Below are 23,046 nucleotides of genomic sequence, written 5' to 3'. Positions count from 1 at the left end.
ATGGAGCTGGCAAGTTCCGTGCATTTGTAGCTATTCGCAATTAACGGTCACCCGAGCAGTAGTACCTGGCGTTTGCTGTGTGACTACACAGCTGGGCTCAGGTACTCGTCTCAGGACAATGGAGCGTCGTAGATGAGTAACAAGCTTAACGATGACTTGAAGTTTCAGGCTTCGGAAAATACCTTGGGGCTGAATCCTGTTGTTGGACTACGTAGAAAGGATCTCTTGGGCTCTGCCCGAATGGTGCTGACCCAGGCCATCAGACAACCCATCCACAGTGCCAGGCATGTCGCTCATTTCGGCATCGAACTGAAGAACGTGCTGTTTGGAAAATCCGAGCTTCAACCGCAAAGTGATGACCGTCGCTTCCTTGATCCGGCCTGGAGTCAGAACCCGCTCTATAAACGTTATTTGCAAACCTATCTGGCGTGGCGCAAGGAGCTTCACGCGTGGATCGATGACAGCAATCTTTCGCCCAAGGACGTCGCTCGCGGGCATTTCGTGATTAACCTCATGACCGAAGCCATGGCCCCGACCAACACGGCGGCCAACCCGGCGGCGGTCAAACGCTTCTTCGAAACCGGCGGCAAAAGCCTGCTCGACGGTCTCTCCCACCTGGCCAAGGATCTGGTGCACAACGGTGGCATGCCGAGCCAGGTCAACATGGGTGCATTCGAAGTCGGCAAGAGCCTGGGCGTGACCGAAGGCGCAGTGGTGTTTCGCAACGATGTGCTGGAGTTGATCCAGTACCGACCGATCACCGAGCAGGTGCATGAACGCCCACTGCTGGTGGTGCCGCCACAGATCAACAAGTTCTATGTTTTCGACCTGAGCCCGGACAAGAGTCTGGCGCGCTTCTGCCTGCGCAACAATGTGCAGACGTTCATCGTCAGCTGGCGCAACCCGACCAAGGAGCAGCGCGAGTGGGGTCTGTCGACCTACATCGAAGCGCTCAAGGAAGCGGTCGACGTGGTCACCGCAATTACCGGCAGCAAAGACGTGAACATGCTTGGCGCCTGCTCTGGCGGCATCACTTGCACCGCCCTGCTGGGCCACTACGCGGCGATCGGCGAGAAGAAGGTCAACGCCCTGACGCTGATGGTCAGCGTGCTGGACACCACCCTCGATAGCGACGTGGCTCTGTTCGTCGACGAGCAGACCCTTGAAGCCGCCAAGCGCCATTCTTACCAGGCCGGTGTGCTGGAAGGCCGTGACATGGCGAAAGTCTTCGCGTGGATGCGCCCCAACGACCTGATCTGGAACTACTGGGTCAACAACTACCTGCTGGGCAACGAGCCTCCGGTTTTCGACATTCTGTTCTGGAACAACGACACCACTCGCTTGCCGGCCGCGTTCCACGGCGACCTGATCGAGATGTTCAAAAACAACCCACTGATCCGCTCCAACGCACTGGAAGTGTGCGGCACACCGATCGACCTGAAGCAGGTCACTGCCGACATCTTTTCCCTGGCCGGCACCAACGACCACATCACTCCGTGGAAGTCCTGCTACAAATCCGCGCAGCTGTTCGGCGGCAAGGTCGAGTTCGTGCTGTCCAGCAGCGGGCATATCCAGAGCATCCTGAACCCTCCGGGCAATCCGAAAGCGCGCTACATGACCAGCACCGACATGCCGGTCAATGCCGAAGAATGGATGGAAAACTCCACCAAGCACACCGATTCCTGGTGGTTGCATTGGCAGGCGTGGCAGGCCGAGCGTTCGGGCAAGCTGAAAAAGTCCCCCGCCAACCTTGGCAACAAGGCCTATCCAGCGGGTGAAGCGGCACCAGGCACTTATGTACACGAGCGTTGAGTTTCAGGTAACACGCAGTCCGCGGCACTGGGAGGTGCCGCGATCTCTATCAATCACTCTCGAGGCCAGCCTCGAACATTCTGCGACGGCCCGGGACGGCCCGGTCAGCGTTTAAAACCTACAGGGCTTCGTGCATGCCGCAACCGTTCGTATTCCGTACCGTCAACCTGGATGGCCAGACCCTCCGCACAGCGGTACGCCCCGGCAAGCCTCACTTGACGCCCTTGCTGATTTTCAACGGCATCGGCGCCAACCTGGAGCTGATATTCCCGTTCGTCCAGGCTCTGGATCCGGACCTGGAAGTCATTGCCTTCGACGTGCCCGGTGTCGGCGGCTCATCGACTCCCAATCGACCCTATCGATTCTCGGGCCTGGCAAAACTCACGGCGCGAATGCTCGACTATCTCGATTACGGACAAGTCAACGTGATTGGCGTTTCGTGGGGCGGCGCTCTGGCGCAGCAGTTCGCCCATGACTATCCCGAGCGCTGCAAGAAGCTGGTGCTGGCGGCCACGGCGGCAGGCACCGTGATGGTTCCGGGCAAGCCTAAAGTGCTGATGATGATGGCCAGCCCGCGACGCTACATCCAGCCCTCCCATGTGATCCGCATTGCACCGATGATCTACGGCGGCTCGTTCCGTCGCGATCCGACCCTGGCAGCCAGTCACGCCGCCAGGGTTCGTTCGGCAGGCAAACTCGGTTATTACTGGCAGCTGTTCGCCGGCCTCGGCTGGACCAGCATTCACTGGCTGCACAAAATCCATCAACCGACCCTGGTACTGGCCGGTGACGACGACCCACTGATCCCGCTGATCAACATGCGCATGCTGGCTTGGCGAATTCCCAACGCCCAACTGCACATCATCGACGACGGCCATCTGTTCTTGATTACCCGCGCCGAAGCGGTGGCACCGATCATCATGAAGTTTCTTGAGGAAGAACGTCAGCGCGCAGTAATGCATCCACATCCGGCGCCATCGGGCGGTTAACCGACCCCGACTTTTGTTTATGAAAAGGAGTCGGCAGGAGGCCGTGCCGCGCAACAACCCGCAACAACGTCTATGGTGTTTTGTTCGGGTGTGTTTGTTTTTGGCCTGATGACGAAGGAGTGTTAACTCATGCGCGACAAACCAGCGAAGGGCTCTTTGCCCACTCCCGCTGCATTCATCAATGCTCAGAGTGCTGTTACCGGTCTGCGCGGCCGGGACCTGCTTTCGACCTTGCGCAGCCTGGCCACCCACGGCCTGCGCAACCCGGTGTATACGGCCCGGCATGCCTTAAAGCTGGGCGGCCAGTTGGGCCGCGTATTGTTGGGTGAAACCCTGCATCCGACCAACCCGCAAGACAGTCGCTTTGCCGACCCGACGTGGAGCCTCAATCCCTTTTATCGCCGCAGTCTGCAGGCCTATCTGAGCTGGCAGAAAGAAGTCCAAAGCTGGATCGACGAAAGCAACATGAGCCCGGACGATCGTGCCCGCGCCCACTTTGCCTTTGCCTTGATCAATGACGCCGTGGCGCCGTCCAACACCCTGCTCAATCCGCTGGCGATCAAGGAATTTTTCAACTCCGGCGGCAATAGTCTGGTGCGGGGTATCGGCCATCTGGTCGACGATGTCCTGCACAACAACGGCCTGCCAAGACAAGTCACCAAACAAGCATTCGAGGTGGGCAAAACGGTCGCCACCACTACCGGCTCGGTGGTGTTTCGCAATGAGCTGCTGGAGCTGATCCAGTACAAGCCGATGAGCGAAAAGCAGTATTCAAAACCGTTATTGATCGTGCCGCCGCAGATCAACAAGTACTACATTTTCGATTTGAGTCCCAACAACAGCTTCGTCCAGTTCGCCCTTAAAAACGGTTTGCAGACCTTCGTTATCAGCTGGCGCAATCCCGATGTGCGTCATCGCGAATGGGGGCTGTCGTCTTACGTCGAAGCCACTGAAGAAGCGATGAATGTGTGCCGGGCAATCACCGGCGCGCGCGAGGTCAACCTGATGGGGGCTTGCGCCGGTGGGCTGACCATCGCCGCGCTGCAAGGGCATTTGCAGGCCAAGCGACAGCTACGACGAGTATCCAGCGCTACCTACCTGGTCAGCATGCTCGACAGTCAGATAGACAGCCCGGCCACCCTCTTCGCCGATGAACAGACGCTGGAAGCGGCCAAGCGCCGCTCGTATCAGAAGGGCGTTCTGGAAGGCAGTGACATGGCCAGGGTGTTTGCCTGGATGCGTCCCAACGACTTGATCTGGAATTACTTCGTCAATAACTACCTGATGGGCAAGGAGCCGCCGGCGTTCGACATCCTCTACTGGAACAATGACAACACGCGTCTGCCAGCGGCATTTCATGGTGATCTGCTGGACTTCTTCAAGCACAACCCGCTGAGTCATCCTGGCGGGCTGGAAGTGTGCGGCACGCCGATCGACCTGCAGAAAGTCACCGTCGACAGCTTCAGCGTGGCAGGCATGAATGATCACATCACCCCATGGGATGCGGTGTATCGCTCGACATTACTGCTGGGGGGCGAGCGGCGCTTCGTGCTGTCCAACAGCGGTCATGTACAGAGCATTCTCAACCCGCCGAACAATCCGAAAGCCAACTACGTCGAGAATCCGAAACTGAGCAGCGACCCGCGGGCCTGGTATTACGACGCCAAGCGCGTCGACGGTAGTTGGTGGACGCAATGGCTGGACTGGATTCAGGAACGCTCCGGCGCACAACACGAAACCCGGATGGCCCTCGGCAACCAGAACTATCCACCGATGGAGGCGGCACCCGGTACTTACGTGCGCGTGCGCTGACGTTTAACGAACCACGGCCGCCAATGGCCGTGGCATGACTCGACCATTAAGAAGACTGGATGAAAACCCGCGACCGGATTCTCGAATGTGCCCTGCAGTTGTTCAATCAGAAGGGCGAACCGAATGTGTCCACCATGGAAGTGGCCAACGAAATGGGCATCAGCCCGGGCAACCTCTACTACCATTTCCACGGCAAGGAACCGCTGATCCTCGGGCTGTTCGAGCGCTTCCAGGCCGAGTTGACGCCCTTGCTCGACCCACCGTCCGATGTGGAATTGGGGCCCGAGGATTACTGGCTGTTCCTGCACCTGATCATCGAACGCCTGGCCCATTACCGGTTTCTGTTCCAGGACCTGTCGAACCTTGCCGGCCGCCTGCCGAAACTGGCCAAGGGAATACGCAATCTGCTCAATGCGTTGAAGCGCACACTGGCTTCATTGCTGGCGCAATTGAAAGCTCAAGGTCAGTTGGTCAGTGACACCCAGGCGCTGGGGCAGTTGGTGGAACAAATCACCATGACGTTGCTGTTCTCACTGGACTATCAGCGAATTCTCGACCGTGAAGGTGAAGTGCGACTGGTGGTGTATCAGATCATGATGCTGGTGGCGCCGCACTTGCTGCCGCCTGTCAAGGTTGCGACCGAGCGGTTGGCGTTGCAGTACCTCGAAGAGCACGACTAACCCTGTGGGAGCGGGCTTGCTCGCGAAAGCTATTCATCATTCAACATTGATGTCGATTGACCCACCGCTTCGCGAGCAAGCCCGCTCCCACATTGGATTTGTGGTGCTTTCTAGAATCCATGCACAAACAAAAACGCCCGACCTTCGCAGGCCGGGCGTGATCGTTCCCATGCTCCGCGTGGGAATGCAGCCAGTGACGCTCTGCGTCACTGCCGCAATGGACGCGGAGCGTCCGGTGAGGCATTCCCACGCGGAGCGTGGGAACGATCATCAGGACTGACTGGTTGGCGTCGATGGAGCCGGCGCAGCAGTCGGGGTTACAGCAGGTGTCGGAGCAGTGGAGGAGTTCGCCGTGCTGACCGGAGTTACCGGCTTGGCGGCAGCCACTACTGGTTTCGGTGCAGCCGCTTTCGGGGCGGCCGGTTTTTTCACTGCAGGCTTCTTGGCTGCTGGCTTTTTCGCCGCGGCGGGTTTGGCTGCTGCGGTTTTAACTGCAGGTTTAGCGGCTGGTTTGGCGGCCGCTTTAGCTGCAGGTTTCGCCGCGGCAGTTTTGGTTGCCGGTTTAGCGGCAGCCTTGGCCAATGGTTTGGCTACGCTTTTGGCTGCTGGTTTGGCCGCCGCGGTTTTCGCCGCAACAGGCGCAACCTTGGCACCGGTGAGTTTTTCGATTTGCTTGGTCAGAGTATCGACCTTGCTGTGCAGTGCCTTGACCTCATTGCGGCTCGGTACACCCAGGCGCGAAATGGCGCTGTTCAGGCGCTTGTCGAAAGCCCCTTCCAGCTCATCCCATTTGCCCAGTGCACGATCTTTCACGCCGCTGATGCGCGACTTGGCCGACGAAGCGGAGTCCTTGGCGGCATCAACTTTCTTGCCGACAGCGCTCTTGGTGAGCTTCTCGGCTTTCTCGCCGTCCTTAACCAATGTATCGAAGAGCTTGCTGCCGTCAGTGTCGATCTTCGAGTACACGCCTAAACCAGCCAGCCAGATCTTGCGGGAGTAGTCTTCGACCTTCCCGATCCACGAGCTGCCTTCTTTTTCAGTATTCTTTTTACCAGCCATCCCGTTCTCCTTAAGATTTACGCGCGACACGTTCGAGCAATGCCGTCAGCTCATCGAGCTTAGCAGAGAGTGTCTCAACGTCATGTTTAGACGGAATGCCGATACGATTCAAGGCACTTGCGATACGTGTATCGAAAGCCCTTTCGACTTTGTCGAGTTGAAGTTCGACTTTGCCTTTGAAAGTGCTCACTTCACTCTTGGCTTCATCGATCTCGGCATTGGCCGCTTCAAGTTTTTCAGTGACTACTTTTTTGCCTTTCTTTTCAACAGCTTGACCAGCCTTGATCAGCTCTTGAACGTACTCGCTACCCTCTTGGCCGACCTTGGTGTAAGCACCCAGGCCAGCGAGCCAGATCTTGCGGGCATACGATTTGACGTCGCCCAGGGCGTTAGTCTCAACGTCGACTTTTTTCTTCAAAATAACTTTGGCCATGGTGCACCTCACGCGCAGAAGGGTCGAGGAACTGCCCGCAGAGAGTCGGGCTCAGGCACAAAGTAGTGAGAATAATTAGAAACGGCACCCTAACAAGTGACATAAACAAGTAGGTACGCCGCCGAACCTGTGGGAGCGGGCTTGCCCGCGAAGAGGCCTGTACATCCGCAATATCTCCTGCGGCAGAAATACCGTCTTCGCGGGCAAGCCCGCTCCCACAGGGTTCCTCAATCCACAGAAAGAATGGATCAGGTCAGTGCTTTATCCAGGGCCCTTTCGATTTCCGATTTGATCGTGCCGCTCATGGCAGACATCAACAGGCCCAGTTCGACATCGACCTTGATCGAATCCTCACCCACATACACCGCCCCTTTTACACCTGAGCGCCTGAGATTCAGGATGTCGCCGGACCACTGCGGCTCCAGGCCATATTGCTCGGACAGTTTCTGCGCCAACTTGTCGGCCTTCTCGCGGGCCGCTTCCTTACCCAGGCCGTGGGCACGCTCAACACTAATACGGGCCATCGAATGACTCCTGCTTTATCGTGACTTGCTCAAGACATCTTGACCCTGCATGCGTCAAAACGTCCCGGTAGTTGCCTATCTTACCTTCAGCCTTGCCAAGACAAAGCAGGCCACCGGGATTAGAATGTCCCGCATTCTCTTTTGGTGACAGCGATATGACTGATCAGCGCAAAGGCAGCGATGCCGAACCCACCACTCACTTCGGCTTCAAAAACGTTCCGGAAAGCCAGAAAGCGGAAAAAGTCGCTGAGGTTTTCCACTCGGTAGCCGCCAAGTACGACCTGATGAACGACCTCCTGTCGGGCGGCATGCACCGTCTGTGGAAGCGTTTCGCGATCGAACTGTCGGGCGTGCGCACCGGTAACCGCGTGCTGGATATTGCCGGCGGCACTGGCGACCTGACCCGCAAGTTCTCGCACCTCGTTGGCCCGACCGGCCAGGTAGTGTTGGCCGACATCAACGAATCCATGCTCAAGGTCGGTCGTGACCGCCTGCTGGATCTGGGTGTGTCCGGCAACGTCGAATTCGTCCAGGCCGATGCTGAAAAGCTGCCGTTCCCGGACAACCATTTCGATTGCGTGACCATTGCTTTCGGCCTGCGCAACGTGACGCACAAAGAAGATGCCCTGCGCTCGATGTTGCGCGTGCTGAAACCGGGCGGCCGTTTGCTGGTGCTGGAATTCTCCAAACCGACCAACGCGCTGATGTCCAAAGCCTACGACGCCTACTCGTTCGCCTTCATGCCGTTGATGGGCAAGTTGATCACCAATGATTCGGAAAGCTATCGCTACCTGGCCGAATCGATCCGCATGCACCCGAATCAGGAAACCCTGAAGTCGATGATGGTCGAGGCCGGTTTCGACCGCGTGACCTATCACAACATGACCGCAGGCATCGTCGCCCTGCACCGTGGCATCAAGCCCTGATGTTGCTGGCCGGCCTGCTCGCCAGCGTTGAACTCGGCCTGAACCGGGTGCTGCGTCTCGACAGCACGGCCCTGCCGCGGCTGGCGCATTTGAGTGGCAAGGTGATTGCCGTCGACTGCCGCAGCCCGGCGCTGCAAGTGTTCATCCTGCCCAGCGATGAAGGCCTGATGCTCGCCTCCCAGTGGGAAACCGGCGCCGACTGCACCTTGCGCGCACCGGCCTCAAGCCTGCTGAAACTGGCAACGAGCAAGGACAAGACTTCGATTCTGCATGCACCAGAAGTCGAACTCGATGGCGACAGCGGCGTGCTGCTGGAACTGGCGGCGATCCTTCAGGACCTTGAGCTGGACTGGGAGTACGAACTCTCGCGCTGGCTGGGACCTGTGGCCACGCAACTGCTCGGCGGTCACCTGCGCAGTCGCGCACGCTGGTATCAACAAGGGTTCGCCAGCCTGAACCAGAACCTGGGCGAATACCTGGCCGAAGAATCGCGCGCCCTCGTCGGTCAGCGCGAAGCTGACGCCCGTTTTAATGAACTGGACCAGATCAAGCTCGATCTGGAACGTCTCGAGGCGCGTTTCGAGCGCCTTTTCCGATCCCTCGACCCAAGCGATAACGCATGAAGCTGCTTGCCGTCCGCCGTTTGTTGCGCATCCAGCGCGTTGTGATTCGCTACCGCCTCGATGACCTGCTGTTCGCCCTGCCATTGCCCTGGTTTCTGCTGGCGCTGCGCTATGCCTTGCCGTGGCGCTGGTTTCCGCGCAAGACGCTGGACCTGAGCCGTGGCGCGCGACTGCGCCTGGCGTTGCAGGACCTGGGGCCGATTTTCATCAAGTTCGGTCAAATCCTGTCCACACGCCGCGACCTGCTGCCCGAAGACATCGCCGATGAACTGATGATGCTGCAGGACCGTGTGCCGCCGTTCGACTCGCAAGTGTCGATCAGGCTGATCGAAGAGCAGCTTGGCAAAAAAATCAGTGAAGTCTTCAGCCGTTTCGACGTCGAACCACTGGCCTCGGCCTCGGTGGCGCAAGTGCATGCCGCGCAGCTGAAAACCGGTGAAGAAGTCGTCGTCAAAGTGATCCGCCCGGGCCTGAAACCGATCATTGCGCAGGACCTGGCGTGGCTGTTCATCCTCGCCCGCGCCGCAGAAAAACTCTCGGCCGACGCTCGCCTGCTGCACCCGGTGGACGTGGTCAGCGACTACGAAAAAACCATCTACGACGAACTCGACCTGCTGCGCGAGGCGGCTAACGCCAGCCAGTTGAAGCGCAACTTCGACGGCTCGCCACTGCTGTATGTGCCGCAAGTCTATTGGGACTGGTGCCGGCCGAAGGTGCTGGTGATGGAGCGCATCTACGGGATTCAGGTCACCGACCTCGCGACCCTGGCCGACCAGCGCACCGACATGAAAATGCTCGCCGAGCGTGGCGTGGAGATCTTCTTCACCCAAGTGTTCCGCGACAGCTTCTTCCACGCCGACATGCACCCCGGCAACATCTTCGTCAGCACCGTGCAACCGTGGAGCCCGCAGTACATTGCGATCGACTGCGGCATCGTCGGCAGCCTGACCCCGGAAGACCAGGACTATCTGGCGCGCAACCTGTTCGCGTTCTTCAAGCGTGATTACCGGCGTGTCGCGCAGTTGCACATCGATTCGGGCTGGGTGCCGGCGGAAACCAAACTCAACGAATTCGAAGCAGCGATCCGTACCGTGTGCGAGCCGATCTTCGAAAAACCGTTAAAAGATATTTCCTTCGGCCAAGTGCTGATGCGCCTGTTCCAGACCGCCCGACGCTTCAACATGGAAGTGCAGCCGCAGTTGGTATTGCTGCAAAAAACCCTGTTGAACATCGAAGGCCTGGGCCGTCAGCTGTACCCGGACCTCGATCTGTGGAACACCGCCCAGCCGTTCCTCGAACGCTGGATGCGCGAGCGGGTCAGCCCCAAAGCCTTGATCGGCAACGTGCAGAGCCAGTTCGAGCAGATCCCGCACCTGGCCAACATGGCCCGCGACCTGCTCGAGCGCATGTCTCAGCCCCACGCCAACGACCCGCCGCCCCCTTGGCACAAACGCAAGGATGACTGGTTCCTGCGGTTGCTCGGCACCGCTCACCTGGCGGGTGGCACGATACTCGCCGCCGGTGGCCCGCTGAACGAATTGGGGCATTGGCCCGCCGGAATCATGGTGGCGGTCGGCTTGTATCTGGTCGTTCGCCGATAGCCAGTCGCGCCGCACGCTGGCACACTGTTTCAACGCTGAATTTGAACATTGGCCTCAACTATTGAAGTAGAGCCCGCGTCGGAGTCGAAGATGAAAAACTGGCTGGACGAGATCAAGTGGGACGCCGACGGCCTCGTGCCGGCGATTGCCCAGGATCACAAGACCGGACGCGTCCTGATGATGGCCTGGATGAACCGCGAAGCACTGGAATTGACCGCCGCCGAGAACCGTGCCATTTACTGGTCACGTTCCCGTGGCAAGCTGTGGCGCAAGGGCGAAGAGTCCGGTCACGTGCAAACCCTGCATGAGATGCGCCTGGACTGTGACGCTGACGTGATCATCCTGATGGTTGAGCAGATCGGCGACATCGCCTGCCATACCGGCCGTCAGAGCTGCTTCTACCGCGTCTTCGAGAACGGAGACTGGAAAACCGTCGACCCGGTGCTTAAAGACCCGCACGCTATCTACTCGGCAGGACATACCCATGAGTGACACCCTGACCCGTCTGGCCCAGGTGCTGGAAGAGCGCAAAGGCGCCGCCGCCGACAGCTCGTATGTTGCCAGCCTGTACCACAAGGGCTTGAACAAGATTCTGGAAAAAGTCGGCGAAGAGTCGGTCGAAACCATCATTGCCGCCAAGGATGCCGCCATTAGCGGTGACTGCAGCGATGTGATCTACGAGACCGCCGATTTGTGGTTCCACAGCATGGTCATGCTCGCCCAGCTGGGGCAGCATCCACAGGCTGTGCTCGATGAACTGGACCGTCGCTTCGGTCTGTCCGGACACGCCGAGAAAGCCTCTCGCCCGTCCGCCTGAACAACTATTGGAGAGGAACGCAACATGGGCATTTTTGACTGGAAACACTGGGTCGTCATCCTGGTTGTCGTGGTGCTGGTGTTCGGCACCAAGAAGCTGAAAAACCTCGGCACTGACGTGGGCGAGTCGATCAAGGGCTTTCGTAAAGCCATGAACGACGACGAAAAACCGGCCGACCCGACAGCGACCCCGGCCCAACCGGTTCCACCTGTTCAGCCACAGACCACACAGTCCGTGAACCCGCCGCACACCATTGATGTGCAGGCGCAAAAAGTCGAAGAGCCGATCCGCAAAGACGTGTGAGCACAGACTAATGTTTGGTATCAGCTTCTCTGAACTGCTGCTCGTCGGCCTCGTCGCCCTGCTGGTGCTGGGCCCCGAGCGTCTGCCGGGTGCTGCGCGCACCGCCGGCCTGTGGGTCGGGCGGCTGAAGCGCAGCTTCAACGCGATCAAACAGGAAGTTGAACGTGAAATCGGTGCCGACGAGATTCGTCGGCAACTGCACAACGAGCACATTCTGTCCCTGGAGCAGGAGGCGCGGAAGATCTTCACGCCAACTCAACAGGAGCCGACGCCGGTGGAACCTGTAGCGACGCAGACGATTCATGCGCCTGCGACTGAGGCTACGCCGGTAGTTGCAGCCGCTGCACCTGCACCTTCAGTAGAACCTGTTGCTCCTGCCGCCGCGCCGACAACGCCGGCGCCTCACGACACCACTTTGCCGCCGCGAGCCTCATGAGCGATCTTCCCGAAAACGACCAGCACATGCCGCTGGTTTCGCACCTCACCGAGTTGCGCACTCGCCTGCTGCGTTGTGTCGTGGCGGTGTTCATCATTTTTGCCGGGCTGTTCGCCTTCACCCAGCAGATCTACACCTTCGTCTCCACGCCGCTGCGCCAGTACCTGCCGGCCGGCGCGACGATGATCGCCACCGACGTGTCGTCGCCGTTCCTGACGCCGCTGAAGCTGACCATGATGGTCTCGCTGTTCCTGGCGATCCCGGTGATCCTGCATCAGATCTGGGGCTTTATCGCGCCGGGCCTGTACAAGCATGAGAAGCGCATCGCGGTGCCGTTGCTGGTGTCCAGCATTCTGCTGTTCTACACCGGCATGGCCTTCGCCTATTTCCTGGTGTTCCCGCTGATCTTCAAGTTCTTCGCCGCCGCCACCCCGGCCGGCGTGGAAATGATGACCGACATCACCAGCTACCTTGATTTCGTCATGACGCTGTTCTTCGCCTTCGGCGTGGCGTTCGAGATTCCGGTAGCTGTGGTGCTGCTGGTGTGGATCGGCGTGGTCAACGTCGCCTACCTGAAGAAAATCCGCCCGTACGTGATCATCGGCTGCTTCGTGGTCGGCATGATCCTGACGCCACCGGACATCTTCTCGCAGACGCTGTTGGCCGTACCGATGTGGTTGCTGTTCGAAATCGGCATCCTGTTCGGCAGCCTGATCAGCAAGCGTGGCGAGCATCCGGACGACCAGCCGGCTGACGATCACAACGACCAGCCGCCAGCGACCCAAGCGTGAACCTGCTGCTCCTCGAAGAGGCCGACTTCATTGCGGCCGATCGGGCGATCCTGCGCGATCGTCGGTTGACCCACATGCAGGAAGTCCATCGCTCGGTGGTTGGCGACAGCCTGCGGGTCGGGCGTATCGGAGGCTTGATGGGCTCGGCCGAGTTATTGCGCCTGGACGCCGATGAAGCCGAGTTGCGCGTCACCCTCGACCAGCCGCCACCGGCCAAGCTGCCGCTAACTTTGGTGCTGGCTCTGCCGCGACCGAAAATGCTCCGCCGAGTGTTTCAGACCGTGTCCGCCATGGGCGTGCCGCGCATCGTGCTGGTGAACAGCTATCGCGTCGAGAAGAGCTTCTGGCAAACCCCGTTCCTGGAACCCGAGGCGATTCGCGAGCAATTGATCCTGGGTCTTGAACAAGCCCGGGACAGCGTGCTGCCGGAAATCGTCATCGAGAAACGCTTCAAGCCCTTTGTCGAAGACCGTCTGCCGGCCATTACCGAAGGCACCCTCGGCCTGGTCGGTCATCCCGGTAACTACCCACCCTGTCCTCGCGGACTGGACGAGCCAGTGACACTGGCTATCGGCCCCGAAGGCGGCTGGATTCCCTACGAAATCGACCTGCTGGCCAAGGCCGGCCTGCAACCGGTACAACTCGGCGAGCGCATCCTGCGAGTCGAAACCGCCGTCACCGCGCTGCTTTCGCGGCTGTTTTAACGTCAAACACCCTATTTGTGGCGAGGGAGCTTGCTCCCGCTCGGCTGCGAAGCAATCGTAAAACCGGTGAATGCGGTCTTGCTGGTAAAAAGCGCTGGCCGCTTCGCGCCCAAGCGGGAGCAAGCTCCCTCGCCACAGGTGTTTACTCCCCTACAGATCCCTGCCAGCCGGCCGATACAGTTCCCATAAAACCAATTAATGGTCCGAGGGAGTAGCAGCATGTACCGATGGCTAGCCGAGAAACTGGGAAATATAAGCGTCAATCGCAAACTGGGTGTCGGCTTCGGTCTGGTGCTGCTTCTGACCTTGTTGATCACCTTTACCGGCTGGACCGGCCTGAGCGGTGTGATCAGCCGTGGCGATACGCTAGGGTTTATTTCCAGCCTCAATGAGCTGACCAAAGACCTGCGTCTCGCCCGTCTGGATTACGACATGCGCCGTGGCGAACAAGGCCCGGGCGCCGTTAACGAGCTGATCGGTCAACTCGATACCGGCCTGAAAACCGCCCGTACGCTGGTCGAACAGCCTGCCGACGTGGCAATGGTCGATCAACAGCTTGCCGCCGTCAGCGAGTACAAACGCGCCTTCGCTGATATGACTCAGGCTACCGCCACCCGCGAAGATGCTCGCAGCAAATTGGGCGCCACTGCCGATAACGCTGTGACCCGGGTCGCTGAAGTCGAAAAATCCCTGCTGCAAGGCGACAGTGTCGCCCAGTTCAACAGCGTGATCGACCTGAGCAAACTGATCCAGCAAGCGCGTTTCCAGGTACGCGGCTACACCTATAGCGGCAAGCCCGAAGCCGAGCAGCCAGCGCTGGACGCCATCGGCAATGCTCTGAAAAACCTTGAAAGCCTGCCGTCTCAACTGCCGGAACAACACATCGCCAACCTGCAACAGGCGACCGACTCGCTCAAAGCCTATCGCGCGGCTGTCAGCCAGTTCCGCGACTCCCAGGTCGCCAGTGCTGCTGCCCTCAAACGCATGAGCGCGCAAGGCGACATTCTGTTCGACACCAGCAAAAAGCTCACCGCCTCGCAAACCGTCGTACGTGACACCGATGCGGCACATGCCAAAAACATGCTGCTGCTGGCCACCGTCCTGGCGTCAGCCTTTGGTTTATTCGCGGCTTGGGCCATCACTCGCCAGATCGTCATTCCCCTGGGCCAGACCCTCAAAGTGGCCGAGCGTGTCGCCGCGGGCGACCTGACTCACAACCTGACCTCCGAACGTCAGGACGAACTGGGTCAGCTGCAGCGCGCCATGCAGAGCATGACCCTGGGCCTGCGGGAACTGATCGGAGGCATCAGCAACGGCGTGACCCAGATCGCCAGCGCCGCTGAAGAGCTGTCCGCCGTTACCGAACAAACCAGCGCCGGGGTCAACAGCCAGAAGGTCGAGACCGATCAGGTGGCCACCGCCATGCACGAAATGACCGCCACGGTGCAAGAAGTCGCGCGCAATGCCGAGGAAGCGTCCGAAGCTGCCGTCGCCGCCGACCAACAAGCCCGCGAGGGTGACAGAGTGGTCGGCGAAGCCATCGCCCAGATCGAGCGCCTGGCCGTCGAAGTCGGCAACTCCACCGCCGCCATGGGCGATCTGAAACGCGAAAGCGACAAGATCGGCAGCGTGCTCGATGTGATCAAGTCCGTGGCTCAGCAAACCAACCTGCTGGCGCTCAACGCCGCCATCGAAGCCGCCCGCGCCGGTGAAGCCGGGCGCGGTTTTGCGGTGGTCGCCGACGAAGTCCGCAGCCTGGCCCAGCGCACACAGAAGTCCACCGAAGAAATCGAAGAGCTGATCGTCGGCCTGCAAACCGGCACTCAGCAGGTCGCGACCATCATGGAAAACAGCCGCAGCCTGACTGACAGCAGTGTCGAACTGACCCGCCGCGCCGGTGGCTCGCTGGAAAGCATCACCCGCACCGTATCGGCGATCCAGTCAATGAACCAGCAGATCGCCGCCGCTGCCGAGCAACAGAGCGCGGTGGCTGAAGAGATCAACCGCAGCGTGCTGAACGTGCGTGATGTGTCCGAGCAGACCTCGGCAGCCAGTGAAGAGACCGCGGCCTCCAGCGTCGAGCTGGCGCGGCTGGGGACGCATTTGCAGATGCTGGTGGGGCGGTTCAAGGTTTGAGCTGATGCGGGTATCCCGGCTCGCTTGAAACCGGGGTGATGCAATCGCGGGCAAGCCCGCTCCCACAGGATCCGCGCCGAACACAAAGTTGTGCTCAGTCAGATCATCAGCCCAAAAAAAGCCCCGCTTTCGCGGGGCTTTTCGTTATGCCGGCTGAGGCTGCACGCTCACAGGCTTGAGCGGCAACAGCGGCGCATGGGGATCGGCATCCACCGATGTGCGCCAGGCTTGCAGCCACTCGGCGTGGCCTTCGTTCCAGACTTGCTCATGCAAGCGACCCAGTGCCACCGGATCACTCAGCAGGGCCACGCGCTCGTTGTTGGTCAGCCCGGCTGGCCCGACCTTCATCGCATGGCGAACCCGCTCGATGCGCAACCATTCGATCGGCTCGGCCTGACGGTGACGAGACGTCGCCAACGCACACGCCAAAGCGTTCTGCTGAGGATCGACCACTGACCGGACGAAGCCGTCGTTCAGTGCATGCCAACGGTTTTCGTGGGTGTACTGATCGGTCGCCAGCAATTCCTGTGGCGGGGCATATTCCTCAGGAATCAGGAACAGGCTTTCGTCACGGGACTTCAGGCCCAGGCCGACGCGACTGGAGATCACCGATACCGGGATCGACAACATCAGCGAACCGACGATCGGCACCAGCCACCACAAGAAGCTCGGATTCAGCCAGATCACCAACAGGGCCCAGAAGAAGCCCAGCAAGGTTTGCGGGCCGTGGCGCTTGACCGCTTCGCTCCACGGCGTGGAGTCGTCGTCACGTTGCGGCGAGTTCCAGGTCGCGGCCCAGCCGAGGAACGCGGCGAGTACGAAACGGGTGTGGAAGATCATCCGCACCGGCGCCAGCAGCATGGAAAACAACATCTCCAGCAGCATCGACAGCGTCACCTTGAACTTGCCACCAAACTCTTTCGCGCCCTTGGCCCAGATCAGGATGATGCTCAGCAACTTCGGCAGGAACAGCAGCACGATGGTCGTCGAGAACAGCGCAATTGCCTTGTCCGGCTGCCATTGTGGCCACAGTGGATAGAGCTGACGCGGTTCCAGGAAGTACTGCGGCTCCATCAACGTATTGACCGCCAGCAAGGCCGTCGACAACACCAGGAACAAGAACCACAACGGCGCAGACAGGTACGACATCACGCCGGTCAGGAACACCGCACGGTGCACCGGGTGCATGCCTTTTACCAGGAACAGCCGGAAGTTCATCAGGTTACCGTGGCACCAGCGACGGTCACGCTTGAGTTCGTCCAGCAGGTTCGGCGGTAGTTCTTCGTAGCTGCCCGGCAAGTCGTAGGCAATCCACACGCCCCAGCCGGCACGGCGCATCAGCGCAGCTTCGACGAAGTCGTGGGACAGAATCGCACCGGCAAACGCGCCTTTACCGGGCAACGGCGCCAGGGCGCAGTGCTCGATGAACGGCTTCATGCGGATGATCGCGTTGTGACCCCAATAGTGGGATTCGCCCAACTGCCAGAAGTGCAGACCGGCGGTGAACAACGGACCATACACACGCGTGGCGAACTGCTGCATACGCGCATAAAGGGTGTCCATGCCCGACGCACGCGGCGCGGTCTGGATGATCCCGGCGTCCGGCGTGGCTTCCATCAGGCGCACCAGACTGCTCAGGCATTCGCCGCTCATCACGCTGTCGGCGTCGAGTACGACCATGTACTTGTAGTCACCACCCCAACGACGGCAGAAGTCGTCGAGGTTGCCGCTTTTACGCTTTACGCGGCGACGGCGGCGGCGATAGAAGATCTTGCCAAAGCCCTTGGCTTCACGGCAGACGTCCAGCCAGGCCTGCTGCTCGGCAACGCAGATATCGGCGTCGTTACTGTCGCTGAGTACGAAAAAGTCGAAGCGATCCAGGTTGCCCGAGGCCGCCACCGATTCGAAGGTCGCCCGCAAACCGGCGAACACCCGCGGCACGTCTTCGTTGCAGATCGGCATCACCAGTGCGGTGCGTGCGTCCTTGGCGATCGGCTCATTGCCGGCACTGGCGCCGGAAATGCGGTACTTGTCGCGGCCGGTGATCAACTCGAGGAAGCCCATCAGCGCAGTCCAGAAACCGGCCGAGACCCAGCAGAACAGAATCCCGAACATAATCAGAATGCTGGTTTGCAAGGCATATGGCAGCACTTGCGTGGCGGTTTGGGTCAGAGGTTGATGCAGGACTTCTTCAAGATCGACGAACGACCAGCCCTGGTACGGCATGATGCCTTTCATGTACCAGCCGGCGACGATCGTCTGACCGAGCATCAGCACCAGAAGAATGTAGCGTCGGATCGAACCGACGGTGCGCCAGCGAGCTGCCGGCAGCACGTTCTCATCTTTCGGCGGCGCCGGCGGATTGGTGCGACCGGTCAGCCGACGCCAGCCACGCACCAGAATGTTGGTGCGCCACGGCTCGGGCACGACTTTGGTCCGACGGATCGGTGGGGTTGCCTTCAGGCAAACCCGACCACTGGCGTCGAGCACCAGCATTTCCGCATCCGCCAGTTCTTCCGCGGAGTTCAGGGTCAGGCGCCGGCCAACCGAGGCTTGAGCAGCCTCGGTTGGCGCGTCGAACGTCGAGGACGACAGACGTTCGTGCAGTTCACTGAAAGACTTGCAGCCCGCGAGTTCCGCGCGCTGCTCGTCGCTCATCGGCAAATGCGCCAGGTACTCGGCAAGCGATTGTGGCTGTACTTGTGAATTACTCATCGGCGGGCAACTGATAGCTCCAGGTCTCGGTCAGGACTTGTTCAGTCGGTGCCGATTCCGTTGTGGCTGGGGCCGCTTCGGCAGCAACAGGCTGCTTGGCGTCTTTGTTGTCCTTGTCCTTGGTGTCCTTGACTTGCTGGGCTTGTGCTTCAGCCTGCTTGGCTTCCTTGTCCTTCTTCTCTTGCTGGCGGGCGGCGATCTTGTCGGCCTTGGCAACGGAAGAACTGGACGCTGGTGCCGCGGTCTTGAGTGCCTCGGCAGGCGTGATGGTCTTGACCAGCGCAGCGCGCATTTCGGTGGCCTTGCTCGGATCCTTGATCTTCATCCGCAGGGTCAGGCGCCAGCCCTTGGTTTCAGGGTTGTAACGGACGCTGTTCTCGACCAGTTCTGCGTTGTCGCCAACGCTCACCTGGCTGCGCACTTCAGCATCTTCCGGCAGGACTTGCAGGGACGGGCCTTGGAAATCCACCAGATAGGCTACGCTGCCGTCCGGTTGACGAATCAGGTTCGACTGCTTGACGTCACCTGTGGAACGCAAGGTCTGTTGAACCCAGGCGCTGTCCGGCGAATGCAGGGAGGCTTCGTCGAGAGTCCAGTGCATGCGGTAGGCAACGTCCAGGGACTGGCCAGGCTCAGGCAGTTTTTCCGGACTCCAGAAAGCGACAATATTGTCGTTGGTTTCGTCGGCCGTAGGAATCTCTACCAGATCGACGGAGCCTTTGCCCCAATCGCCTTTCGGTTCGATCCAGGCACTTGGGCGCTTGTCGTAGCGGTCATCGAGGTCTTCGTAGTGACTGAAGTCACGGCCACGTTGCAGCAAGCCGAAACCGCGCGGGTTCTCGATCGAGAAGTTGCTCACCGCCAGGTGTTTCGGATTGTTCAGTGGGCGCCAGATCCATTCGCCATTGCCGGCATGGATCGACAGGCCGCTGGAATCGTGCAGCTCGCGACGGTAGTTCAGCACTTTCGACGGCTGGTTGGCGCCGAACAGGAACATGCTGGTCAACGGCGCAACGCCGAGCTTGGTGACTTTGTCACGCAGGAACATCTTGGCCTTGACGTCGACGACCGTGTCGCTGCCTGGACGTACGGTCAGGCGATAGGCACCGGTGGCACGCGGCGAATCCAGCAGGGCAAAGATCACCAGGTGCTTGTCGCCCGGTTTGGGCTGTTGAATCCAGAACTCGGTGAAGCGCGGGAACTCTTCGCCGGATGGCAACGCGGTATCAATGGCCATGCCGCGAGCGGAGAGCCCGTAGGTTTGCCCCTTGCCGATGACGCGGAAGTAGCTCGCGCCAAGCATGGTCATGATTTCGTCTTGCTTGTCGGCCTTGTTGATCGGGTACAGCACACGGAAACCGGCATAGCCCAGCTGTTCGGTGGCTTTAGGATCGAACTTCACGTCGCCGAAATCGAAACGACTTGGGTCGTATTTGATCTCTTCGACGGTGTTGGCCGTGATTTCGTTGATTTTCACCGGCGTATCGAAGTGCATGCCCTGGTGATAGAACGACAGCTTGAAAGGGGTTTTCTGGTTCGCCCATTCGGCTTTTTCCGTGAGGAACCGGATTTTTTGATAGTCCGCGAATTTCATCTCGCGAAATTCATTCGGCAGGTTACTGCGCGGGGCTTCGTATTTTTGCCCGGCCAGCTCTTTTGCCTTGACCGATACGTCATCCAGATTGAATGCCCAAAGTTGACCGGCGCTGAACAGGCAGAGCAGTGCAGAGCCTGCTACCAGAGCGCTTCGAAACCGTTTGGCAGACAATTTTGGTGCATTACAGGGACTAACAATCACGAGCAACCCTCGCCGAAAACAGATCAAAAAACCAACGGCCAGTTAAAGTGCCAGCACGGTGTGCGGTGGAAAAAAACCGACCCTGCGAACGACTCTTGCCAAGTTGGCGAGCATTGTTCCGACTCCTATGGGGCAAAATGATTCCCCAACAGGTCTCGGACAAGTCTCTACCTAAGTCAAAACGGACCAACGAACGCTGATCCCCGTAGCGCGCGATTATCTAGCAGGCCGCGTTACAACGCATCAGGTGGAACCAAGTATTTATCGGGAAAATCCTCTGTTTTCAGTCGAAATGCCCTTAAAAAGATGTTTTAAGCGCTTTCACGTCTGTAACAGGAAGGTTACCGGGCCATCATTGACCAGATGCACCTGCATATCCGCGCCGAATCTACCTGATGCCACAGTGCCATGCATCTGTTTCGCTTTACCTGTTAGATAGTCGAACAGCTCCTCACCCAAACCTGGAGGAGCCGCAGTCGAAAAACTTGGGCGCAACCCGTTTTTGGTGTCGGCGGCCAAGGTGAACTGCGAGACCAGCAGCAACCCGCCGCCTACGTCCGCCAGGGACAGATTCATCTTGCCCTCGGCGTCACTGAACACTCGATAGTTAAGCAGTTTATGCAGAAGTTTGTCGGCGCTGGCCCGCGTATCGTCGGGCTCGACCGCCACCAGCACCAGCAACCCCTGATCTATCGCGCCAACCACCTCTCCCGCAACCTCGACTCGCGCGCCACGCACGCGTTGTAGCAGGCCCTTCATGCTTCGTCAGGCGACAAGTCGAGCATACGACGGGCCATCAGATCGGCTGCGCGTACCAAGGCATCAGTAATACCTGTTTCGGACGCCGCATGGCCGGCGTCGCGAATCACCTGCAATTCGCTGTTCGGCCAGGCCTGATGCAGTTCCCAGGCGTTGTCCAACGGACAGATCACGTCGTAGCGACCATGGACGATGACGCCGGGCAGGTGGGCGATCTTGGCCATGTCGCGAATCAACTGGTTCGGCTCGAGGAAAGCATTGTTGGTGAAGTAGTGGCACTCGATACGGGCGATGGACAACGCACGCTGAGGCTCGGAGAAGCGGTCGACCACCAGCGGATTCGGCCGCAGGGTCGCGGTGCGCCCTTCCCACATGGACCAGGCCTTGGCCGCGTGCATCTGGGCTATCTGATCGTTGCCGACCAGGCGTTTGTGGAACGCCGACAGTAAGTCATGGCGTTCGTCCTGCGGGATCGGCGCGATGTAGTCCTGCCAGTAATCGGGAAACAAACGACTGGCGCCACACTGGTAGAACCACTCGATTTCCTGGGGACGGCAGAGAAAAATCCCGCGCAGAATCAAACCGTGCACGCGTTCCGGGTGGGTTTGTGCGTAGGCCAGGGCCAGGGTCGAACCCCAGGAGCCGCCGAACAGCACCCATTTGTCGATGCCCAAGTGCTTGCGAATCCGCTCCAGGTCGGCGACCAGATCCCAGGTGGTATTGTTTTCCAGGCTGGCGTGGGGCGTGGAGCGACCGCAACCACGCTGGTCGAAGGTGACAATGCGATACAGGTTCGGATCAAAATACCGGCGGCTCTGGGCATCACACCCGGCGCCGGGGCCGCCGTGGATGAACACCACCGGCAAACCTTCCGGCGAACCGCTTTCGTCGACATACAGCGTGTGGGTTTTATCGACGGCCAGATCGTGCCGGGCGTGGGGTTTGATCTGCGGGTACAAAGTCTGCATTGCGCGCTCCGTAAGGGGTCGAGGTCATCCCTGGGGGGACTTCTATTATTCTGCCGTCCGGCATCATAAACCCGAATTACGTCAATGAGCATGCCCCTTGCAGCGTCAGAGTTTGTCAGCCGTCGTCTCAGCCAAATAGCCGAGCAGGGTTTCATAGAGCCGGTCGACCTCAGCGACCTGCCCCCGCGCCCGCAAACAGCCGTGAACCAGTCCTTCCCCGTAATAAAGCGTTGCGCCCACGCCAGCTGCGTTGAGTCGCTCGGCGTAAAGCACGCCGTCATCGCGCAGCGGATCGAACTGCGCCACGGCGATCAACGCCGGCGGCAGACCACTGAAATCGTCGGCGAGCAAGGGCATCGCATAGGCACCCGGTTGTCGACTACCGCCCAAATACAACGCGTGATAACAATCCAGGTCGCTGCTGCTGAGCAATGGCGCATCGGTGCACTCGCTGCGCGACGGCAATCGGTGATCGCCGCCCAGCCCCGGATAGATCAGAACTTGCGCGCACGGCATAGGCTCGTCGGCATCGCGTAAAGCGAGGCACAACGCGGCGGCAAGGTTGCCGCCAGCGCTGTCGCCCACCACCAGGGTGCGTGCAGGGTCGAGCCGAAACGGTCCTGTACGCAGCGCGCGCCAGACACCCAGGCAGTCATCGAACGCCGCTGGAAACGGATGCTCCGGCGCCAACCGATAATCGACGGCGATCACCAGCACGCCGAGCATCGACGCCAGTTCGGCACAGATGAAGGCGTGGGAGTCCAGATCCCCCACCACCCAACCACCGCCGTGCAAGTACACAATGCACGGCCAACCGTTGGTCGGTGGTTTGACCAGCGGTTGCCAGGCGCGCACTGCCACTCCCGCCAATTCGAAATCGATCACCTCAAGCCCCGCGGGACGCGGCGGGGTAAACGCCCGGCACATCTCGCTGTAGGCCTGACGCAAACCGGGGAGGCTGCTGTCGGTGCTGTTGAAGCTGAGGGTTTTCTCGACGAAAGCCGCCATGTGTTCAGAGAGTGGATAAGGAGCCATGAGCCTGCAGCCAGCCAAATAGAGGAAGTCAAAAAATTTGAACGACGCAAATCCTGTGGGAGCGGGGGGGGGGGGGGGGGGGGGGGGGGGGGGGGGGGGGGGGGGGGGGGGGGGGGGGGGGGGGG

The 23,046-nt window shown here is 59.8% G+C and carries 22 protein-coding genes; 14 read left to right on the top strand and 8 right to left on the bottom strand.

The window, feature by feature from the left end; all coding sequences use genetic code 11:
- The first annotated feature begins 132 nt into the window (after window positions 1-132).
- From phaC (AC1RQB_RS06565) to AC1RQB_RS06550, 4 genes are all read left to right on the top strand, one after another.
- Window positions 133-1,812: a class II poly(R)-hydroxyalkanoic acid synthase gene (phaC, locus tag AC1RQB_RS06565; RefSeq protein ID WP_008067657.1), complete on the top strand. Its 1,680-nt coding sequence runs from the start codon at window positions 133-135 to the stop codon at window positions 1,810-1,812.
- A gap of 134 nt (window positions 1,813-1,946) precedes the next feature.
- On the top strand, window positions 1,947-2,801 hold the full coding sequence (gene phaZ, locus AC1RQB_RS06560; protein ID WP_008067658.1) for a poly(3-hydroxyalkanoate) depolymerase: 855 nt from the start codon (window positions 1,947-1,949) through the stop codon (window positions 2,799-2,801).
- A gap of 129 nt (window positions 2,802-2,930) precedes the next feature.
- Complete coding sequence (phaC, locus tag AC1RQB_RS06555; protein ID WP_063341825.1) at window positions 2,931-4,613, top strand: class II poly(R)-hydroxyalkanoic acid synthase; 1,683 nt, start codon at window positions 2,931-2,933, stop codon at window positions 4,611-4,613.
- A 59-nt stretch (window positions 4,614-4,672) separates the two neighbouring features.
- The gene (locus tag AC1RQB_RS06550; RefSeq protein WP_008067663.1) at window positions 4,673-5,293 is read left to right on the top strand and encodes a TetR/AcrR family transcriptional regulator; all 621 of its coding nucleotides are present in this window, start codon (window positions 4,673-4,675) and stop codon (window positions 5,291-5,293) included.
- A 270-nt stretch (window positions 5,294-5,563) separates the two neighbouring features.
- Here AC1RQB_RS06550 and AC1RQB_RS06545 read toward each other — a convergent pair whose 3' ends face one another.
- The 3 genes from AC1RQB_RS06545 to AC1RQB_RS06535 form a co-directional block, all read right to left on the bottom strand.
- On the bottom strand, window positions 5,564-6,352 hold the full coding sequence (locus AC1RQB_RS06545; protein ID WP_063341826.1) for a phasin family protein: 789 nt from the start codon (window positions 6,350-6,352) through the stop codon (window positions 5,564-5,566).
- A 10-nt stretch (window positions 6,353-6,362) separates the two neighbouring features.
- Window positions 6,363-6,785: a phasin family protein gene (locus AC1RQB_RS06540; RefSeq protein WP_007899266.1), complete on the bottom strand. Its 423-nt coding sequence runs from the start codon at window positions 6,783-6,785 to the stop codon at window positions 6,363-6,365.
- A gap of 248 nt (window positions 6,786-7,033) precedes the next feature.
- The gene (locus tag AC1RQB_RS06535) at window positions 7,034-7,309 is read right to left on the bottom strand and encodes a polyhydroxyalkanoic acid system family protein (RefSeq protein WP_063341827.1); all 276 of its coding nucleotides are present in this window, start codon (window positions 7,307-7,309) and stop codon (window positions 7,034-7,036) included.
- A 155-nt stretch (window positions 7,310-7,464) separates the two neighbouring features.
- Between AC1RQB_RS06535 and ubiE the strand changes: the two genes are divergently transcribed.
- From ubiE to AC1RQB_RS06485, 10 genes are all read left to right on the top strand, one after another.
- Window positions 7,465-8,235, top strand: coding sequence for a bifunctional demethylmenaquinone methyltransferase/2-methoxy-6-polyprenyl-1,4-benzoquinol methylase UbiE (ubiE, locus tag AC1RQB_RS06530; RefSeq protein ID WP_008005057.1), 771 nt, complete (start codon window positions 7,465-7,467; stop codon window positions 8,233-8,235).
- Complete coding sequence (locus AC1RQB_RS06525) at window positions 8,235-8,858, top strand: ubiquinone biosynthesis accessory factor UbiJ (RefSeq protein ID WP_063341828.1); 624 nt, start codon at window positions 8,235-8,237, stop codon at window positions 8,856-8,858. The genes ubiE and AC1RQB_RS06525 overlap by 1 nt, the downstream gene beginning before the upstream one ends.
- Window positions 8,855-10,459, top strand: coding sequence for a ubiquinone biosynthesis regulatory protein kinase UbiB (ubiB, locus tag AC1RQB_RS06520; protein WP_063341829.1), 1,605 nt, complete (start codon window positions 8,855-8,857; stop codon window positions 10,457-10,459). Before AC1RQB_RS06525 ends, ubiB begins: the two co-directional genes overlap by 4 nt.
- A gap of 90 nt (window positions 10,460-10,549) precedes the next feature.
- The gene (hisI, locus tag AC1RQB_RS06515; protein WP_007899278.1) at window positions 10,550-10,951 is read left to right on the top strand and encodes a phosphoribosyl-AMP cyclohydrolase; all 402 of its coding nucleotides are present in this window, start codon (window positions 10,550-10,552) and stop codon (window positions 10,949-10,951) included.
- The gene (locus AC1RQB_RS06510; protein ID WP_007899279.1) at window positions 10,944-11,276 is read left to right on the top strand and encodes a phosphoribosyl-ATP diphosphatase; all 333 of its coding nucleotides are present in this window, start codon (window positions 10,944-10,946) and stop codon (window positions 11,274-11,276) included. Before hisI ends, AC1RQB_RS06510 begins: the two co-directional genes overlap by 8 nt.
- Window positions 11,277-11,300: 24 nt before the next feature.
- Window positions 11,301-11,579, top strand: coding sequence for a twin-arginine translocase TatA/TatE family subunit (locus AC1RQB_RS06505; protein ID WP_007899280.1), 279 nt, complete (start codon window positions 11,301-11,303; stop codon window positions 11,577-11,579).
- A gap of 10 nt (window positions 11,580-11,589) precedes the next feature.
- A complete protein-coding gene (gene tatB, locus AC1RQB_RS06500) occupies window positions 11,590-12,015 on the top strand; it encodes a Sec-independent protein translocase protein TatB (protein WP_063341830.1) in 426 nt (141 codons plus the stop codon).
- On the top strand, window positions 12,012-12,806 hold the full coding sequence (gene tatC, locus AC1RQB_RS06495; RefSeq protein WP_007899282.1) for a twin-arginine translocase subunit TatC: 795 nt from the start codon (window positions 12,012-12,014) through the stop codon (window positions 12,804-12,806). Before tatB ends, tatC begins: the two co-directional genes overlap by 4 nt.
- Entirely contained in the window at window positions 12,803-13,510 is a 708-nt protein-coding gene (locus AC1RQB_RS06490) for a 16S rRNA (uracil(1498)-N(3))-methyltransferase (protein WP_063341831.1), read from the top strand. The genes tatC and AC1RQB_RS06490 overlap by 4 nt, the downstream gene beginning before the upstream one ends.
- Before the next feature lie 219 nt (window positions 13,511-13,729).
- Window positions 13,730-15,646: a methyl-accepting chemotaxis protein gene (locus AC1RQB_RS06485; protein WP_493094323.1), complete on the top strand. Its 1,917-nt coding sequence runs from the start codon at window positions 13,730-13,732 to the stop codon at window positions 15,644-15,646.
- A 144-nt stretch (window positions 15,647-15,790) separates the two neighbouring features.
- Here AC1RQB_RS06485 and mdoH read toward each other — a convergent pair whose 3' ends face one another.
- The 5 genes from mdoH to AC1RQB_RS06460 form a co-directional block, all read right to left on the bottom strand.
- A complete protein-coding gene (gene mdoH, locus AC1RQB_RS06480) occupies window positions 15,791-18,361 on the bottom strand; it encodes a glucans biosynthesis glucosyltransferase MdoH (protein WP_063341833.1) in 2,571 nt (856 codons plus the stop codon).
- Window positions 18,354-20,159 carry a glucan biosynthesis protein G gene (locus AC1RQB_RS06475; RefSeq protein ID WP_008068827.1) on the bottom strand — a complete coding sequence of 602 codons (1,806 nt, stop codon included), beginning with the start codon at window positions 20,157-20,159 and terminating at the stop codon, window positions 18,354-18,356. The genes mdoH and AC1RQB_RS06475 overlap by 8 nt, the downstream gene beginning before the upstream one ends.
- Window positions 20,160-20,480: 321 nt before the next feature.
- Window positions 20,481-20,918, bottom strand: coding sequence for a D-aminoacyl-tRNA deacylase (gene dtd / locus AC1RQB_RS06470; RefSeq protein ID WP_008068825.1), 438 nt, complete (start codon window positions 20,916-20,918; stop codon window positions 20,481-20,483).
- Window positions 20,915-21,886, bottom strand: a complete 972-nt coding sequence (gene pip / locus AC1RQB_RS06465) for a prolyl aminopeptidase (RefSeq protein ID WP_008068824.1) — start codon at window positions 21,884-21,886, stop codon at window positions 20,915-20,917. Before pip ends, dtd begins: the two co-directional genes overlap by 4 nt.
- Window positions 21,887-21,991: 105 nt before the next feature.
- Window positions 21,992-22,921 (bottom strand): alpha/beta hydrolase, encoded by a 930-nt coding sequence (locus AC1RQB_RS06460; RefSeq protein WP_063341834.1) that lies wholly within the window; start codon window positions 22,919-22,921, stop codon window positions 21,992-21,994.
- Window positions 22,922-23,046 lie beyond the last annotated feature (125 nt).

Source organism: Pseudomonas sp. GW822-FHT02E03, assembly GCF_058802325.1.
The sequence above is the reverse complement of the archived record's forward strand: the minus strand, read 5'-3'. Positions and strand labels throughout refer to the sequence as shown.

Coding starts and splice junctions, on each gene's coding strand:
- AC1RQB_RS06535 (WP_063341827.1), bottom strand. CDS start 7,309: ATGGCCCGTATTAGTGTTGAGCGTGCCCACGGCCTGGGTAAGGAAGCG.
- tatB (WP_063341830.1), top strand. CDS start 11,590: ATGTTTGGTATCAGCTTCTCTGAACTGCTGCTCGTCGGCCTCGTCGCC.
- mdoH (WP_063341833.1), bottom strand. CDS start 18,361: ATGAGTAATTCACAAGTACAGCCACAATCGCTTGCCGAGTACCTGGCG.
- pip (WP_008068824.1), bottom strand. CDS start 21,886: ATGCAGACTTTGTACCCGCAGATCAAACCCCACGCCCGGCACGATCTG.
- AC1RQB_RS06550 (WP_008067663.1), top strand. CDS start 4,673: ATGAAAACCCGCGACCGGATTCTCGAATGTGCCCTGCAGTTGTTCAAT.
- AC1RQB_RS06460 (WP_063341834.1), bottom strand. CDS start 22,921: ATGGCTCCTTATCCACTCTCTGAACACATGGCGGCTTTCGTCGAGAAA.
- AC1RQB_RS06485 (WP_493094323.1), top strand. CDS start 13,730: ATGTACCGATGGCTAGCCGAGAAACTGGGAAATATAAGCGTCAATCGC.
- AC1RQB_RS06525 (WP_063341828.1), top strand. CDS start 8,235: ATGTTGCTGGCCGGCCTGCTCGCCAGCGTTGAACTCGGCCTGAACCGG.
- ubiB (WP_063341829.1), top strand. CDS start 8,855: ATGAAGCTGCTTGCCGTCCGCCGTTTGTTGCGCATCCAGCGCGTTGTG.
- dtd (WP_008068825.1), bottom strand. CDS start 20,918: ATGAAGGGCCTGCTACAACGCGTGCGTGGCGCGCGAGTCGAGGTTGCG.
- phaZ (WP_008067658.1), top strand. CDS start 1,947: ATGCCGCAACCGTTCGTATTCCGTACCGTCAACCTGGATGGCCAGACC.
- AC1RQB_RS06545 (WP_063341826.1), bottom strand. CDS start 6,352: ATGGCTGGTAAAAAGAATACTGAAAAAGAAGGCAGCTCGTGGATCGGG.
- phaC (WP_063341825.1), top strand. CDS start 2,931: ATGCGCGACAAACCAGCGAAGGGCTCTTTGCCCACTCCCGCTGCATTC.
- AC1RQB_RS06505 (WP_007899280.1), top strand. CDS start 11,301: ATGGGCATTTTTGACTGGAAACACTGGGTCGTCATCCTGGTTGTCGTG.
- hisI (WP_007899278.1), top strand. CDS start 10,550: ATGAAAAACTGGCTGGACGAGATCAAGTGGGACGCCGACGGCCTCGTG.
- AC1RQB_RS06510 (WP_007899279.1), top strand. CDS start 10,944: ATGAGTGACACCCTGACCCGTCTGGCCCAGGTGCTGGAAGAGCGCAAA.
- tatC (WP_007899282.1), top strand. CDS start 12,012: ATGAGCGATCTTCCCGAAAACGACCAGCACATGCCGCTGGTTTCGCAC.
- phaC (WP_008067657.1), top strand. CDS start 133: ATGAGTAACAAGCTTAACGATGACTTGAAGTTTCAGGCTTCGGAAAAT.
- AC1RQB_RS06540 (WP_007899266.1), bottom strand. CDS start 6,785: ATGGCCAAAGTTATTTTGAAGAAAAAAGTCGACGTTGAGACTAACGCC.
- ubiE (WP_008005057.1), top strand. CDS start 7,465: ATGACTGATCAGCGCAAAGGCAGCGATGCCGAACCCACCACTCACTTC.